General features: G+C 44.4%; 12 protein-coding genes (1 of these 12 running past the window's edge). 6 read left to right on the forward strand and 6 right to left on the reverse strand.

Annotated features, from left to right (window positions below):
• Positions 1 to 415: 415 nt before the first annotated feature.
• A complete protein-coding gene (locus CI960_RS19845; protein WP_227211147.1) occupies positions 416 to 700 on the forward strand; it encodes a LysO family transporter in 285 nt (94 codons plus the stop codon).
• Positions 690 to 1,313, forward strand: coding sequence for a lysine exporter LysO family protein (locus tag CI960_RS19850; protein WP_005860926.1), 624 nt, complete (start codon positions 690 to 692; stop codon positions 1,311 to 1,313). The genes CI960_RS19845 and CI960_RS19850 overlap by 11 nt, the downstream gene beginning before the upstream one ends.
• A gap of 233 nt (positions 1,314 to 1,546) precedes the next feature.
• Here CI960_RS19850 and CI960_RS19855 read toward each other — a convergent pair whose 3' ends face one another.
• Complete coding sequence (locus CI960_RS19855) at positions 1,547 to 4,987, reverse strand: DUF6383 domain-containing protein (RefSeq protein ID WP_005860925.1); 3,441 nt, start codon at positions 4,985 to 4,987, stop codon at positions 1,547 to 1,549.
• Between the two features lie 735 nt (positions 4,988 to 5,722).
• On the opposite strand from CI960_RS19855, the gene CI960_RS19860 reads away from it, so the two are divergent.
• Positions 5,723 to 6,610: an Rpn family recombination-promoting nuclease/putative transposase gene (locus CI960_RS19860; protein ID WP_005860923.1), complete on the forward strand. Its 888-nt coding sequence runs from the start codon at positions 5,723 to 5,725 to the stop codon at positions 6,608 to 6,610.
• Between the two features lie 94 nt (positions 6,611 to 6,704).
• On the opposite strand, the gene CI960_RS19865 is transcribed toward CI960_RS19860, so the two are convergent.
• Complete coding sequence (locus tag CI960_RS19865) at positions 6,705 to 8,774, reverse strand: histidine kinase (protein WP_005860921.1); 2,070 nt, start codon at positions 8,772 to 8,774, stop codon at positions 6,705 to 6,707.
• Between the two features lie 93 nt (positions 8,775 to 8,867).
• On the opposite strand from CI960_RS19865, the gene CI960_RS19870 reads away from it, so the two are divergent.
• On the forward strand, positions 8,868 to 12,098 hold the full coding sequence (locus CI960_RS19870; protein WP_094582541.1) for a S41 family peptidase: 3,231 nt from the start codon (positions 8,868 to 8,870) through the stop codon (positions 12,096 to 12,098).
• Positions 12,099 to 12,211: 113 nt separating this feature from the next.
• On the opposite strand, the gene CI960_RS19875 is transcribed toward CI960_RS19870, so the two are convergent.
• Genes CI960_RS19875 through CI960_RS19890 form a run of 4 tightly spaced genes read right to left on the reverse strand, consistent with a single transcriptional unit; the run spans position 12,212 to position 14,106 of the window.
• The gene (locus CI960_RS19875) at positions 12,212 to 12,838 is read right to left on the reverse strand and encodes a lysine exporter LysO family protein (protein ID WP_005860917.1); all 627 of its coding nucleotides are present in this window, start codon (positions 12,836 to 12,838) and stop codon (positions 12,212 to 12,214) included.
• The gene (locus CI960_RS19880; protein ID WP_005860915.1) at positions 12,835 to 13,113 is read right to left on the reverse strand and encodes a LysO family transporter; all 279 of its coding nucleotides are present in this window, start codon (positions 13,111 to 13,113) and stop codon (positions 12,835 to 12,837) included. The genes CI960_RS19875 and CI960_RS19880 overlap by 4 nt, the downstream gene beginning before the upstream one ends.
• Before the next feature lie 54 nt (positions 13,114 to 13,167).
• Positions 13,168 to 13,830: a hypothetical protein gene (locus CI960_RS19885; protein ID WP_005860914.1), complete on the reverse strand. Its 663-nt coding sequence runs from the start codon at positions 13,828 to 13,830 to the stop codon at positions 13,168 to 13,170.
• A gap of 18 nt (positions 13,831 to 13,848) precedes the next feature.
• On the reverse strand, positions 13,849 to 14,106 hold the full coding sequence (locus CI960_RS19890; RefSeq protein WP_005860912.1) for an RNA polymerase sigma factor: 258 nt from the start codon (positions 14,104 to 14,106) through the stop codon (positions 13,849 to 13,851).
• A 139-nt stretch (positions 14,107 to 14,245) separates the two neighbouring features.
• Here CI960_RS19890 and CI960_RS19895 point away from each other — a divergent pair, with 139 nt between their 5' ends.
• Together CI960_RS19895 and CI960_RS19900 are read left to right on the forward strand one after the other, a co-directional pair.
• Positions 14,246 to 16,504, forward strand: coding sequence for a GH92 family glycosyl hydrolase (locus CI960_RS19895; RefSeq protein ID WP_005860910.1), 2,259 nt, complete (start codon positions 14,246 to 14,248; stop codon positions 16,502 to 16,504).
• A 94-nt stretch (positions 16,505 to 16,598) separates the two neighbouring features.
• Positions 16,599 to 16,852: the 5' portion of a YbjQ family protein gene (locus CI960_RS19900; RefSeq protein ID WP_005860908.1), read on the forward strand. Its footprint extends 67 nt past the window's final position; 254 of the gene's 321 nt are visible here — the first part of the coding sequence; the start codon lies at positions 16,599 to 16,601; its stop codon lies beyond the right edge, outside the window.

Raw genomic sequence — 16,852 nt, forward strand, 5'->3', positions numbered from 1 at the left:
GTTGGCCCAATAGCGGGTAGGACCTCAAATGTACATAAAAAGATCCAAAATCCAAGTCAAGTCCCTTATATATCCGATTCTAGAAAAAGTTTTAGAATCTCTAATTTATTACTACCTTTGCACCGGAAATCAAACAATGATACAAATAAGATGAACAAGAAGCTTCTGAACAACTCAAAAAGATGGTATACCCGAGCTTTCTCGGGTAACACGATCGTGCATGTTCATTGGTTCAGCGGTTTTGTCTAAATCCATTCATACTCTTCTTGAGAGGACTTCTTTTTATAGTTCTCTTCTACACCTACATCTAGGTATTAATTGCACTCAAGTTTAACTTCTGCGGAAAAGAGGGAGTATTCGTATGCTTCGTTTCCGGGGAAAGGATGTCTTGCGCATCTCAAAATACAATATGCTTATGTTTATCATTCTAGGTCTATTAGGTCTGGGGATAAGCGTCGGTTATTTATGCCGACACGTCCCCGCTTTCAAGGGATTGGAACATTCCATCTCTTATACGATTTTCACGATGTTGTTCATATTTGGTATTACCATAGGAGCCAACCAATCTTTGCTGAATAATATTGGTGAGTTTGGAATACAAGCTGCCATACTAGCTATTTGCGGAGTATTGGGAAGTCTGGTAGCATCTTTTATCGCTTATAAATTATTTATCAAGAAAGGAGGTCTCAATGAAAAATAACCTAATCGTTATCTTATGTTTCACAGCGGGAATCTTTTGCGGAACCTTCGCCAACACGACTATCTCCACGTATTGCGAAAAACTACCGCAATTCTTGCTATACGCTCTCGTTATCCAAGTAGGATTGAATCTGGGAGCAAACGCCGAATTAGGAAAGATGGTAAAGGATATCCGGTTTTCCAGTTTGTTACTGCCGTTCTTTACGATCATCGGCACGTTAGTATTCTCTGCGGCGGCGAGTTTGTTATTGACCTCGTGGAATATATATGATTGTATGGCTGTAGGAAGCGGATTCGCTTATTATTCCTTATCCTCCTTGCTTATCGTACAACTGAAAGAGGCGTCGGCAGGGATAGAAATCGCTTCGCAACTCGGGGCTATCGCGTTATTGGCTAATATCATCCGGGAAATGTTAGCTTTATTCGGGGCACCGTTGTATGCCTCTTTCTTTGGTAAATTCGCTCCGGTATCCGTGGCGGGAATCAATTCTATGGATGTTTGTCTTCCCGTTATCAGCCGGTATTCCGGAAAGAATATCGTACCTGTGGCTATTATTCACGGGATTATCCTCGAGATCAGCGTGCCGTTGCTTATCTCGCTCTTTTGCAAGTAGAAGCAGGATTTATCCTCAACACCCGCTATAAACACAAAAGAGGATGCGTACATTATATCGACGCATCCTCTTGTTCCTTTATCCGTACTTCCTCCTCACGGAGGTACTTACGGACCTCTTAATTTATTACTTTAGTATTAATATTAATCCAACTCCCGCCTGTTCATCCGTCACGGATTACTTGGATCGATACCCGCACGGGAATTGTATGATTATCTTATTTTGTTAAATTCTTATTTAACGATAGCCTTAACAGCTTCCTCACCATCAACAGCCACTGCTACGATACCGGCAGGAACAGAGATTGTAGCGTTATCGGAAGTAAGAACGGTCTCAGCGATTACCTTACCCAAGATATTCGTGATAACTACAGACTTACCAGCTGCGCCTTGAACGGTTACGGTACCGTTACCGGCTACTACAGAGATACCTTCTACAGCATCGATTGTTTCGTTATCTGTTGCGATATCATCACCTTGCTCCACATTAAAGATCAAAGCATCGTCACCACCTGTATTCATCTCATCGAAATTAGAAGAACGATCATCAGACAGAACTAAACAACCATTCTGCATTCTCAACCAAGCCGCATATGTAGGAGCGATGTCACCCATAGCAGAATTATTGTAACCAGGAACATGTTTACTCTTCATAGACTCGAACAAGAATGCTCTATCAGCTTCTACCTCATTAGCGGCAACTTCCTTGTTTACGAAACGCATAGACCAAGTCACATACTTATGGTTATCACCAGATAAGATATATTTGTGTGAAACAAATTCATCTTCAGATACTCCAGCCTTCTTAGCCGCAGTCCAAGCATCCTCCTCAGCCTTGTTCAAATCAGCGAAGTTGATCTTCTCGTTCGGTAAGTTCTTGAACTCATCTCTCAAGATATACAAAGTATCAGCTACACGGATAGCTTCCACGAAACCTGCACGATCATATTTCTTCCACATGTAGTCAGCATCTTGCTCCCCATTTGATAATGTTGACCAACCATATTTATTAGCGAAATCATGGAAATTGATCAAATATTTACCTCTTTCAAAGCCCGGAACAGCCGGTTTTGCGTGAACGCAATGCCATTTATCTGTCGGTTTACCTTCTGCGGTAAAGTGATGGTCATCTTCCGTACAAGGTACGCCTTCAACTCCTTCGAAATCGTTACGATCAATCGAGATCAAATATTGAGGCTTGATATTACCAGAACCACGGTTTACCCATGCGGTATCAACGATGAATGACAAACCATCCTCAGTCTTATCCGGAGTATAAATACCTAAGAAGTCAATACCTTCTTTCATGAAGTTCTTATTATTCTCAACCTGCAAGTATTCTTTACGGTATTTCTCGATAAAACGTAAAGTATCGGCCTTGTCACCTTCATTACCTTCAAGTTCAAGAGAACTGAAACGACGGTAAAGCGGAGTGTTGTCCGGTTCGATAGCGAAAGCGGAAGTACGAGTCTCACTCAATATTTGATCCTTTAAAGTAGCGGCACCGTCATAATCGGATACGCCTGCTTTTTTATAACCTAACTCATATTTTGTTGCAGTACTATTAGCTTTTACAATCGCATAATAATGCTTTCCACCGATATGATTGTTTTCCTTGAAGAACGCATAATAAATCACATCAGATTGCTGATGGCCAGTAGCACTAGAACCTACATTAAACTTATCTTCCTTATTCACTTTCCATTGGCTAAGATCACCCTTGTTATCCTTATAAGAAACTTTATAAGCCGTTCTCACAAGAGTCTTCAAGCCCTTAATACGATTCTTAGCTACGTCCTCGCTAACCTTATAACCGTAAGGAATATCTACAGTAGCAAACACCTTTGAGTTATTACTCCAACTCTCAACCAATGTATCAATTACGAAAGCATCTTTTCCATCCAACACAGTCAACGTAGAGTCTGTAGATTTAGCGATGTATTTATCCGTAGCATAAGGATGCCAATAGTTAAACGTATATTTGTTAACCAACAAAGAATCCTTCTCTAACTTTCTGTAACCTAAGTACGGGTCAGAAATAGAAGCTTCCGGAACTTTCTCGAAGAACAAAGAGTCTACATCAACATATCCATACTCCGCTGTAAGTTTATCTCCATATACAAACATATAAGAGCCACCCTCCGCTTTTCTTAACTGAACAGTGGAATAAACAGCAGTTTTATATTGCTCTGGCTGACCATCATTATCAAGATCTATATTTGTAACATTATCCGCATATTCACGGTTAGAGATAGTAACCGGAGACACAGCCTTCACCTTATCGTTGCTCGTATTCTTCTTCAACACAACCCATTGGTAAGCCGGCATATGAGCGACACTCTGCTCATCCCCATTCACTGTTGTCCAACGGATAGTACCATCCTCATAGATCGGAGAAGCTAAATACTGTCCTTTCTTATTCTTGATGAAGTAAACGCCATCGTCAACAGAAGTCTTGGATGAACCCTTTTCCTCACATCCGCTAAGACCCAAAGAAATATGAGTGTTCTGGTCCTCTGGATCAACTGTCAAAATACAAGTTTCATCTTTAATCAAGTCTTGCAAAGAAACACGCCAGTATTCATGCTCGTTAGCCGGAGTAGCCGTAACGTGCGTATTCCAATACTTGCCATCATTATTCCAAGTAACTTTTTTCACATAGATGTACAAGCTATCGCCACTCGGAGAATAGATAAATTTGAACTGGTGCTGAGCACGTAATTCAGAGCTAATAGAACTGTAAGCATCAGCTTTATCCTTTGCTTTCTCTGTCCAACCGTAAGCTAAGAACTTTGTACCTGTCTCATTCGTATAAGCCGTATCAACTTTCAAATAAGCGTCTTTATCCTTTTGCTTGATGAAAAGCCATTTGTTATTATCTTTATCCTCTGCGATAAACTTCTGCTCATTGAACGGATTCTTTAAGCTAGTACCTTTCACGTCCGGAGTGAAAGTCAATTGTACTCCAGCCTTGTTATCTTGAAGAAGACCCAACTTCGTATTTACTTGATCTTCGCTCAATGCGATTTGTGCTGCGCCAACCAAAGCAAAGTTAGTCACATCAGCGGCGTTTGAAGTGGCATCTATTTGATTAGCACCCCACTTGGCAACCTTAACAGCTCCGGTAGTAGGATCCGCTTTCAAACCAACAATTGAGTCCGTTGAGAAATAAGAATACAAAGGTCTCTTTTCTTCCAAATCCTTGTATGAGCGAGAGAATGCCCAACCTGCGATCTCACCACCTAAAACAGGTTTCCAAGCACCATTCGTACCATTCTCAGTCTTCTCATGGCCAGCCATTGTCAAATCCAACATAGTTCCAGACAATTTATTCTGGAAGTCATAAATAGGAGCTTGACCTTGATTATAATTAGAGACAGAAACACACCACAATGTAGCCTCTAAGTTATTTTTAGCTTCGCTTGCACTATAAACACGTAGTTCATAATCACCTGTTCCACGATTTAGCTCCATCGCAAGATAAGCAGGAGTAGTGCCATCCATGACCTTCAACTGATAAAGACCAGAATTAGCTCCCTCCTTCAAACCACCTAAACGCCATTCTTGACCCAATACAGTTTCCGGGTCTACTCGACTTGGTGTAGTCTGTGCATTAACAGACATAACACTTAACAGCGCCATACCTGCCAAAAGAGTAGAAAACTTCTTGTTCATAAATTCAAAATTTAATATTAATAATAGTGTTAATTAAAGTCCATCCCGTCATTTAGCACCCTTGTTTTTTTCGAAAACGACTAGTCTAAACGATCGTTTAGATCTTGCGTTTTTTTAGAAGCTCGAGCGGGAGGTTCGTTGAAGGAATCGCTTGTTTCGTAAAAGATAACCTATCCTATTGATAAGAAAGAGGATAAGCGATAAAAAAATAGCCCGGAAGGGTTGCAAGTATCGAAGAAACGCGTACCTTTGCAAATGACTAAAAGAATCGATCGTTTAGACTAGCCGTTTCTATCTATTATATAATGTACGCATGTACATTAATATATGGTATCCATCCATAACCGCATAATAAATACAAAACACAAACATTCACATGCAATCATAGCGAATACACAAACGTATAATCCAAGGCTTGTCAAGCCATAAGCTTACGAAGTAGTAGAATCTCAATGGGGATAGGCATATCAGTTATGCCATGCGAAATAGGAAGAACTTCAGGTCAGTTGCAAATCTTACTTCTAAATATAAAAACAAGGTATCTTAAATTGATCAAAATGGGAGCCGATTACTATCCATAGTATTTTGCACTACTATTAATACTAATCGTACTTTCTATAAATAGTAAAGCTGACTACCATGAATCTGCTTTTTAAGAAATATACAATAAACAGGATGCGCGATACGAAAATAAACCTTACCTTTGGAGCAGTAATCACCTAAAACCATTTAACTATGGCACAATACGTAGACATCATGACTGATGCTGGATTTAAGGCTGTCTTCCAAGACAAGCAAGTTACCATCAAGTTCCTTAACGCCGCCCTAGCCGGCGAACGGCAGATCAAGGACATCACCTACCTCGACAAGGAGATCAAGCCAGAGACCGTCGAGAACCGTACCATCATATTCGACCTGCTCTGCGAGGACGTGTCCGGGGCCAAGTTCATCCTAGAGATGCAGAATTGTCCCCAGCACTATTTCTTTAACAGAGGTTTTTATTATCTTTGTCGCATGGTGGCCCGGCAAGGACAAATCGGCAAGCAATGGCAATATCGGTTGCTACCCATCTACGGAGTTTATTTCTTGAATTTCAAGTTGCCGGAGTTCACAGACTTCCGTACGGATGTTGTCCTCGCTAACGAGAGGACGGGAAAGGTGTTCAATGAGATCAAGATGAAGCAGATCTACATATCGTTCCCGTTATTCAGTTTAAGCAAGGAGGAGTGCAAGAGCTCCTTCGAACGTTGGATTTATACATTGAAGAATATGAACCTATTTGAACAATCTCCCTTCAAGGAGGAACAGGAGACCTTCCTTCGCTTGCTGGACGTGGCGAACGTCAACTCACTCAGCGAAAAAGAACGTGCGATCTACGAGGAAAACCTAAAGAATTATCGGGATTGGTATGCGACCATCGATTACGCACAAACGGAAGGGATTGAAAAAGGAATGCAGGAAGGAATGCAAAAAGGGATGCAGAAAGGGATCGAGAAAGGGATCGAGAAAGGCCGTCAAGAGGAAAAACTCCAGATAGCCCAAAAGATGAAGGAGCAAGGACTTGACTCCGAACTTATCGCCCAATGCTCCGGACTTTCTGTTGAAGACATTGAGCGACTATAACCCGAATCAACCGATTCGATTCAATTCGATCCGGGCCGCTTCCATCCACTATCCGGAGGAAACAGCCCGGATTACTTTCGTACATTCACGATACCTAGAAAGCGTAATTAAAATCCAACGGAATAAAGAAACTGACGATTGTTCCGCTCCCCATCCCCTTCTCCTTGCTTTGGACCGAATAGGTGATCTTCTCTTTATTTCTCCTATTCAACAATAGGATCGTACGGTAAAGGACTTTCGTTCCCATCCCCGTACCGTTCGTATGTCCCGCATTCGTAAACAGACGATACCCGGGTCCATTATCCTCTATACGGATATGGATGCCTTTCCCGTCGCGCTCCACGAAAACAGATAATCGCTTCTCGCCCTCGATCGCACACAAGCCATGTTTCACGGCATTCTCTACGGGTATCTGGATCAGCATGGCCGGGAGATAGATTGCGCCCGTGTCAAGGGAGGGATCGAGATTCCATTCCAGACGGAAGTCCGGCCCTAATCCTTGCGCCTGCAAATTCAAGTAAGTCCGGACAAAGCGTAATTCTTCCTCCAACGTGATACTAAGCTTTTCCGTGATCTCCAAACTACTACGTAACAACTCCACCAATCCGGAAAGTTGCGTACGGCGGGAACTTCCTTCTTCCTCCGAGCTAATCTCCCGGTTCAATATATTGAATATAAAATGAGGGGATACACGGTTGCGAATACTCTCCATCTTCAGTTTCGTCACCTGATCGACATGGCTTAACCATTGGGCATGCCGTTTACGTTTCATAAAGTAATAAGCCATGCCGCTGACGATGGACAAGATCACAAAAAGCAAGATCCAAACCCAACGGCTCATTTCCAAGTATTCCATCCGGCCGGCCTGTTGTTTAATAATAGCCTCCCGCTTGAGTAAAGTCGTATCTTGGCTATAACGCATATCGATCTCGGCGACACGCATCTGGGTTCGTTCGCTACGAATATTGTTCTCAATGACGCTATTCTTCGTTTGGTACTCATAGGCACGTCTAAAATCGCCCGTGGTAGCGAAGTAATTCTGCAAGTTCTTATTACGGATCGCTACCATCTTGGGATCTATGCCTACCGTATCCGTGTAACTCCTCAACAATTGATAAGCCAGCCCGGAGTTCCCCTCTTTTAAAGCTAGCGAAGCCTTCAAGGTCGTCAAATGGTACAAGGCTGTCTTATTATTATAGATATGGAAGTACCTAAACCCTTTTTCCAGATAAAAACGAGCGGAATCCAACTGATTCAGACATAGATAGATCTCCCCTAAATTGATCTCGCATACGTTAGTATAGAAATCCATATGAGTAGGACGTACCACCTCACGGGCTTTCAAGAACCAAGGAAGCGCCTTCGCATACTCTTCCTTGTAATAATAGTAATTTCCCCGGCTATTGCAAAAGGTGAATTTCTCGCTCAAGTTACGAGAATCCAGTTCTTTCTCCGCCAAACGGTAAAAGTGATCGGATAAGTCAAAGTCCCTCAATTCCATATACGTCTCGCCCAAACCAAAATAAATAGGAAAGGACATCCGATCCATAATACCCAATGAATCACTCACGAAAAGAGCTTGGCGAAAGTAGCGGGCTCGCTGATCGTAAGCTCCTTTCCGGGTATATATATCCGCTATATTGATATAAATATCCGGGATTTTATGCTCCATCTCACTCTGCCGGATCTCTTGATACGCCTCGGAATAGCAAAGGAGGGCCGAATCCGTTTTATCCAAAAATGAATAATAATTGCCAACCGTATTTTTCAACGTCCCTAAGAGTCCATGTATCTTGGGAGACATCGGTACACGGTCGCAATAATCTATAATTGACCGATGTAAAACAAACCCGGAATCATATACACTATTTGCAAAATAAATCTGGCTTTTAACCGCAAGTAATTTATAATATTTATCGCTATCTTTAGTTAGACTTAAAGCTTCATCCAATGCGGAATGAGCATATCGAGGATTCCGGTAAATCGAATCCATAGCCATATGTTCCAAAGAGTCAATCCGCAGGTTATCAGAAAAAGCAAATGTTTTTTCCGGTAGCTTTCCACAAGAAAACAGAAACACAAAATGAAATAGCAATAATAAAATGGACATAAAAGTCATACACACCCTATATTTCGTCATCATCTTGGCGGTTTTAAAGTTCATATGCAAAAATATTTAAAAATTTAATCTACGCAATTATTTCTCCTAATAAATATCGAAAATCGATTACATTTGTAAATCTAAAATAGAGTACACATGAAAAACTTGATGATTCCTGCGCTGGCGTTATTTTTATCGGCGGCGGCGCAAGCAGACGACAGTCCGTTATGGATGCGTTACTGTGCGATCTCCCCGGACGGGCAGACGATCGCGTTTTCTTACCAAGGGGATATCTACACGGTCCCTTCTTCCGGAGGAAAAGCCCGGCAGTTGACAACACATCCGGCGCATGATACCCGTCCGGTCTGGTCGCCCGACGGACAGAGAATAGCCTTCGCCTCCAACCGTAGCGGCAACTTCGATGTATTTCTCATGAACAAGGAGGGAGGGGAACCCAAGCGGCTCACCACCCACTCCACAAACGAATATCCCACTACCTTTAAGGATAACGGACACATCTTGTATCTGGCCAACGTATTGCAAGACGCCAAGGATATCCAATTCCCCGGCACCCGCTTTATGCAAGTCTATGAGATAAGCACGGACGGAGGAAGGCCGGATTTATATTCTTCGTTATACATGGAAAATATAGCCCTCAGCAAAGATGGCAGTAAATTATTATACAATGACTACAAAGGTTACGAGGACCCTTGGCGCAAGCATCATCAATCTTCTATCACCCGTGATATCTGGTTATGTACGCTTGGAAAAGATCGCTCTTTCCAGAAAGTAACCACTTTTGGCGGTGAGGATCGTAATCCTGTATGGGCCGCGGATGGGGCGTCTTTCTATTACCTAAGCGAGGAGAAAGGAAGCTTTAACATCTTCAAGAAGGATTTGGCAGGCAACAGCGAGAAACAAATCACGACGCATACCACCCACCCCGTGCGTTTCCTTACCTCCGATAATTCCGGGACTCTATGCTATAGTTACGACGGCGAGATCTATACCGTTAAGGAAGGCCAGAAACCTGCCAAGGTGAATATCCTGATCGTCGCGGATAAGATCGAGAACGACGTGATCCATCGTCTTCTGACCGATGGAGCTACGGATATCGCCGTCTCCCCGAATGGAAAAGAGGTAGCGTTTATCACTCGTGGCGATGTTTACGTAACTTCTATTGAATACCAGACGACTCGTCAAATCACGAACACGCCACAACAAGAGCGCAATATAGATTTCAGCCCCGACGGACGTTCATTGGTATATTCCGCCGAACGGGAAGGAACATGGGGAATCTACGAAAGTAAACTTACACGTGACGAAGATAAGCAATTCACGTACGCCCCGGAATTGAAAGAGGAGCCTCTTGTCGTCTCCGGACAAACCTCGTTCCAACCCTTATACTCTCCGGATGGTAACGAGGTGGCTTTCCTTGAGAACCGCACCACCTTACGTGTTATCAACCGAAAGACCAAGCAGGTCCGCACCGTATTGGACGGGAAATACCTCTATTCGTATAGCGATGGAGACCAGCATTTCCAATGGTCGCCAGACAGCAAGTGGTTCTTGGTAGATTACATCTCCGTCGGAGGATGGAACAATACGGATATCGCCCTCGTGAAAGCGGACGGTAGCGGCGAGGTAACGAACCTGACGGAAAGCGGTTATTCGGATGGCGACGCGAAATGGGTATTAGACGGTAAGGCCATGATCTGGTCCTCCGACCGTGCCGGTTTCCGCAGCCACGGTAGCTGGGGTGCTGAGCGGGATGTGTACATCATGTTCTTCGACGGTGAGGCTTACGATAAATTCCGCCTCAGTAAAGAAGAACTGGCCTTGGTAGAAGCGGATGAAAACAAAGATAAGGACGAGGATAAGACATCCGATAAAGATTCCGATAAGAAAAAAGAGGATAAGGATAAGCCTGTAGCCCCCTTGAAGTTTGATTTGGAGAACCGCAAGGACCGGATTATTCGCCTGACCGCTCATTCATCCTCATTGGGAGACGCCGTACTCGCCCCGAAAGGAGATAAACTATATTATTGCGCCGCTTTCGAGAAAGGCTTTGATTTATGGGAACACGACTTGAAGGAAAAGTCCACTAAATTACTGCTCAAGAATGTCGGTCGAGGCACTCTATTCGCCGATAAGAAAGTAGAGAACCTTTATCTTACCGCCGGCGGTAAACTGAAAAAGATAGAGTTGAAGGATAGCAAGGAAAAACCGATCGCTTTCAAGGCCGAGTTCGCTTATCGTCCGGCAGAGGAGCGTGCTTATATCTTCCATCACGCTTGGCGTCAAGTCTTGGATAAGTTCTATGATCCGACACTCCGGGGCATGGATTGGAAAGGGTATGAGACCGCTTACGCCCGTTTCCTTCCGCATATCAACAACAATTTTGATTTCCAAGAGATGCTTTCCGAGCTATTGGGCGAGTTGAACGGCTCCCATACGGGCGCTCGTTACAATCCGGGACTAACCGGGCCGGAAACCGCCAGCTTAGGCGCTTTCTTCGATAACGCATACACGGGCGACGGATTGAAGATCGAGGAAATCATCGCCAAGGGCCCGCTGACATTGGCCGACAGCCAGATAAAGAAAGGCTGTATCATCGAGAAGATAGACGGAACACCGATAAAGAAAGACGCCGATTATTATCCACTGCTAAGCGGTAAAGTCGGTAAGAAAGTAATGCTTTCTGTCTATGATCCTACCAGCAAACAGCGTTTCGAGGAACAGGTAAAAGCGATCAGTAACGGAGAGCAATCGAACCTCCTTTATAAAAGATGGATCGAGAATTGCCAAGAAACCGTAGATAAATTATCGAACGGGCAAATCGGATATGTACATGTAAGAGGTATGAACAGCGAGAGTTTCCGCGAGGTCTATTCCGCCTTATTAGGCCGTTGCCGGAATAAGAAAGCCGTGATCGTGGATACCCGCCATAACGGAGGTGGCTGGTTGCATGATGATCTGGCTACCTTATTGAGCGGCAAGGAGTATCAGCGCTTCGAGCCTCGCGGACAATACATCGGTAGCGATCCTTACAATAAGTGGACCAAACCGTCCTGTGTCTTGATGTGCGAGGATAATTATTCGAACGCTCATGGTTTCCCTTGGGTTTATAAGACCTTAGGCATCGGCAAGCTGATCGGCGCCCCGGTTCCGGGAACCATGACAGCCGTATGGTGGGAAACGCAAATCGATCCGACCTTGGTGTTCGGTATCCCGCAAGTAGGCGTGAAAGATATGCAAGGCAATTATCTGGAAAACCAACAATTGCAACCGGATGTCGAGGTGTACAATACTCCCGAGGCGCAGCTCTCCGGCGAGGACACGCAATTAAAAAGAGCGGTAGAAGTGATGCTGCAAACTGTAAAATAGCTTTTCTAGGCCTCAGAAATGACTTTTCAACCTTGTAAAATGCCTTCCGAGGCCTCGGAAATGACTTTTCAACCTTGCAAGGTGGTTTCCGAGATCTCGGAAGCCTCTTTCACTCACATCGAACAGAAGAAAGAAACGAAAAACGGAACCGTGAAGTCCACCAAGATCCCGTGAAAGATAGAGACAAAGACCAAATCCTTTCCGCAATAACGGGTGATGATCGGCAATGTCGTATCCATCGTAGTAGCTCCTCCCGCGCAGATCGGAGATAGCCTTCCGAAATATCTAACGAACAACGGAGCGCCCAGCAAGGCGAATATCTCACGGATAATATTAGCGATCAAGGCGATCGTTCCTAACTCCGCCGCCAATTGAGCCCCCAGCGTCGGTTCTTTTAGCTCTGTTATCAAGATGGAGGATAATGAATAATAGGCGAAACCGCTTCCGACCGCCAAACAATCGAACACGCTCCATTTGTTAAGAGCAAGGCTGATCAAGGCCGAGAAGCTCAACGTCCCGATAATAGTAGCCAGAGGCACCAATAAGAGTTTCGGCCGTATGCTCGACAAAATCTCTTTCAGTTTCTTATCGCTTCCGATGCTAATCCCTACTTGAAACATCAAGAGGTAAAGTACATAAACCGTTATATCATTCTCGATAACGACCCCGGGCAGATAACCGCTCCATCCCAGCAAGCACCCCAAGGCAAAGAAGCCCACGACGATCAAACTCCCTTTCATCCCCGGCTCCTTTCCTTAAAAAAGAAATGATAAACTCCCCACGCCGCCAAGACGCTACCCAACGTACCGGCCGAAGCGATCAACAAGGCTTGCCCGCCCAACGTCGTAAGATTATTCACGATAGACTCATTGGCCCCTACCGAAATTCCCAGCAGGAACAAAAGAAGAAGAATCGTATAAGAAATAGGCTTACCGATCTTTTGCAGCAATTCTACTTTACGAAAGAAATACCCGACGGCAATGCCGCAGAACATGATTCCGATTACTGTAAACATCCTTTTGTAGTTTTTGCCGCGAAGTTAACAGAAACTCACAGTACCACAAAGCGGTTACTTCTTCGTTTTCTTGAATTTCACGGGAATCTGCATACCTCCGGCGTCGGCCATTCCCTCTAACTTATTTCCTTTCTGGGTCATAGTTAAGTCTACAGGCGTTCCATCCACATAAAAAGAGCTGGTATAGGTATCTCCTTTCGCCTTGATATCATTTATCTCCAAGGTACTACCTTGTATATTCACTTTAGCGGTCAACTTGCCGTTCTCTTGCTTTATCTGAAAACTTCCATCTTGATATCCATACGGAGCGTCGGGGGCAGAGAAGGACCAATCGCCTACGAGCTTACTGAGATCTGCGGCTTTATCCTGTGCCGAGATCGTGATACAAAACAAAAGGCATAAAAGGGTGGTAAAGGCTTTCTTCATGTTCGTTCCCATAATCTTATGTATTAAATGAGTAATAGATTTAAATAACGTTCCAAATGTAGTGATTAATTTTCGATCTTCCGAGATATGTTCCAATATACGAGCATCAAAATCTTTCCCCAAGGGAGGCAATGTCTCGGCCTCATGAGATACGAACCAAGCCTTATAGGGCAATAAGTCGGGAGGTATCACCGCTGAGGAGAAAAACCGGCGTAATTCCCGTTCTTCCTCCACGGATGTGGCGCATTCCCAATATTTATCCAGCAACTTATTTATTCGTTGATAGTCCATACACGATCCATAAACAGATTACCTTACCGCATACCGCTCCATCCTTTCCTTATCTCCGGAATAGGTTTCCCTCAATGCCAGATTACGCGCTACCATCATGCAATAGGAAGGTAAGTTCTCAATGACAATCCAGCTATCCCGATCTTCCCAAACCTTAAGCAGGGCTTCCTGAACGATCTGCTCAGACTGCTCCACGTCTCCGGTAATCCGGAAAACAACCCGGAAAAGGTTATTCTTCAGCGGCAATATCTTTGTCGTAAATTCGTTTGTTCCCATACTTTTTTATCTATAAGACGAGCCAAGCCCGAAAAAGGTTGCAGATTTTAAAAGGAAATTTCCAATATTCCCCCAAAGCCATTATCTTTGTGACAGATGATTGATAATTCGCTTATTACAAACTAAATCAATAATAACAGTGAAAAGAACGATCTTATTTTTTCAGGCCGCTCTTGCCTGCCTGCTGGTAGGATGCAAGCAAGCGCCGGAGTCGCCGCGACTACAAGATGAGGTGAGGTATGTAGACCCATTCATCGGAACCGGGTTCCATGGACACACATTCCCCGGAGCTACCCGTCCGTACGCGATGGTACAACTAAGCCCGGATACCCATATCTTGGGATGGGACGCAAGTAGTGGTTACCATTATGATGATGACCATATCTACGGGTTCAGCCACACGCATCTTTCTGGTACGGGTATCGGTGATCTGGGTGACGTAGCTTTATTACCTTTCTCCGGTGGAGATTCCATCAAACCAGTAGCTACCTTCAAGAAAGACACTGAGAAAGCGACACCGGGGTATTATGCCGTACGCTTGGATAACTTTGGTATCAACGTGGAATTGACTTCTACGGATCGTGTAGGTTTCCACAAATATACATACGACAATCCCAAAGAACGTCGTGTCCTGCTTGACTTAGGGCATATCCTTCAACCGAACTGGGGACATAAGCTGATCGGTAACCAATATTTACTTGTAAACGACTCCACGGTGGAAGGAACCGTGAAGACACAAGGTTGGGCGCATTTCCATTCTATGTCATATCGGATTACTTTCTCGGAACCGATCGAGACGGTATACCAATACATCGGGGGGAAATTACGTAAAGACTCCTTGTTCTTACGCCTAAATACAGCAGAAGATTTGAAGTTCCATTACAAATTCGCTGAAAAGGCACAACCGCTTTATGTAAAAGTAGCCTTATCCGTAGTCGATCCGGAAGGCGCCGAGAAGAATCTCGAGGCAGAATTGCCCGGATGGGATTTCGATAAGACCCGTGAGGAATCAACGCATATTTGGAACGAGGCGTTAAACTTGATCCAGATCGAGGCAGATCCGAAAGTCATGGTCAATTTCTATACGGCGCTCTACCATACCATGATCGCCCCCTTCGCTTATCAAGACGTGGACGGGCGTTATTTGGGTATGGACAAGAAAGTGCATACCGCCGAACCGGGTTACGTAAATTATTCCGTATTCTCCTTGTGGGATACGTTCCGTGCGCTTCATCCGTTAATGACAATCATTAATCCGGACTTAGCGACAGATTGGGGTAAGGTACTCGTGCAAGGTTATAAAGAAGGAGGAATATTACCCAAATGGCCTTTAGCCTCTAGTTATACAGGTTGTATGGTAGGATATCCGGCCGTCTCGGTCCTCGCCGATCTTGTAGCGAAAGATTTAGCGGAAGGTGATATGAGCACGTGGGCGGAAGCCGGCGCACGTTCTTCCGTTTACCGTGAGGATCTTGCCGAGAAGTTCAAAGGAACCCGTGAGTTGGATCTGATCACGATGCACCCTTACTATAAGGAGAAATATGGTTTCGTCCCCGCCGACTCTGTTCCCGAATCCGTATCGTGGGGATTGGAGATGGCATACGAGGATTGGTGTATCTCCCAAATCGCCAAGAAGGCAGGCAACATGGAGTTGGCGAATGAGTATGCCAAGAAAGCCGAATACTACAAACGCTATTTAGATCCCGAGACGAAAATGATGCGTCCGGTAATGGGCGACGGTTCTTTCCGTACTCCATTCAACCCTCGCTATTCTTCGCATATGAAAAGCGACTATACCGAAGGGAATGCCTTCCAATGGAGTTTCTTCGCACCACATGATATGGACAACTTCATCGCCGCTATCGGTGGCAAGAAAGAGCTGGAAACACGTTTGGACACCTTATTCACCACCTCTTCCCAGATTGACGGGGCGGAAGCCTCCGGAGATATTACCGGATTGATTGGCCAATACGCTCATGGAAACGAGCCGAGCCACCATATGGCCTATCTTTATAACTGGACAGATTCTCCATGGAAAGGGCAAGAGTATTTAGATTATATCATGCAGAATTTCTACACGAATGAACCGGATGGTATCATCGGTAATGAGGATTGCGGACAGATGTCTGCTTGGTATGTCATGAGTGCCCTAGGTTTCTATCAGGTAAGTCCGGGTATTCCGGTTTACACATTGGGCCGTCCGATGGTAAATAAGGCTTCTATGCACGTAAAAGGAGGTATTTTCGAGATCGTCGCGACCAACAATAGTCCCGCCAATAAATACGTTAAAGAAGTCAAGCTAAACGGTAAAGTCCTAAAGGCTCCTTTCATCAGCCACTCCGATATCATAAATGGAGGTAAGCTTGAGTTTATCATGACCGATCAACCGGTAAAATAAATTCATATAAAGAAACATAAAAACAAAGGGCGAATCAGTACACTGGTTCGCCCTTTATCTTATATTTGCCCTCAAACGATTAAATTGAAAAGCTATGTTACTCACAACAACTAACACGATCGAAGGAAAAGAAATTACCCAGTACTTCGGAATCGTATCCGGTGAAACGATCATCGGAGCGAATGTATTCAAAGATTTCTTCGCAGGCATCCGGGATATTGTCGGAGGACGTGCAGGTTCTTACGAGAGCGTCTTACGCGAAGCGAAAGAAACGGCCTTGAAAGAAATGAGCGATCATGCGGCACGAATGGGCGCAAACGCTGTAATCGCCGTAGATCTAGATTATGA

Origin of the sequence: Parabacteroides sp. CT06, assembly GCF_002257605.1 — a bacterium.
In the GTDB taxonomy this organism is placed as follows: domain Bacteria; phylum Bacteroidota; class Bacteroidia; order Bacteroidales; family Tannerellaceae; genus Parabacteroides; species Parabacteroides distasonis.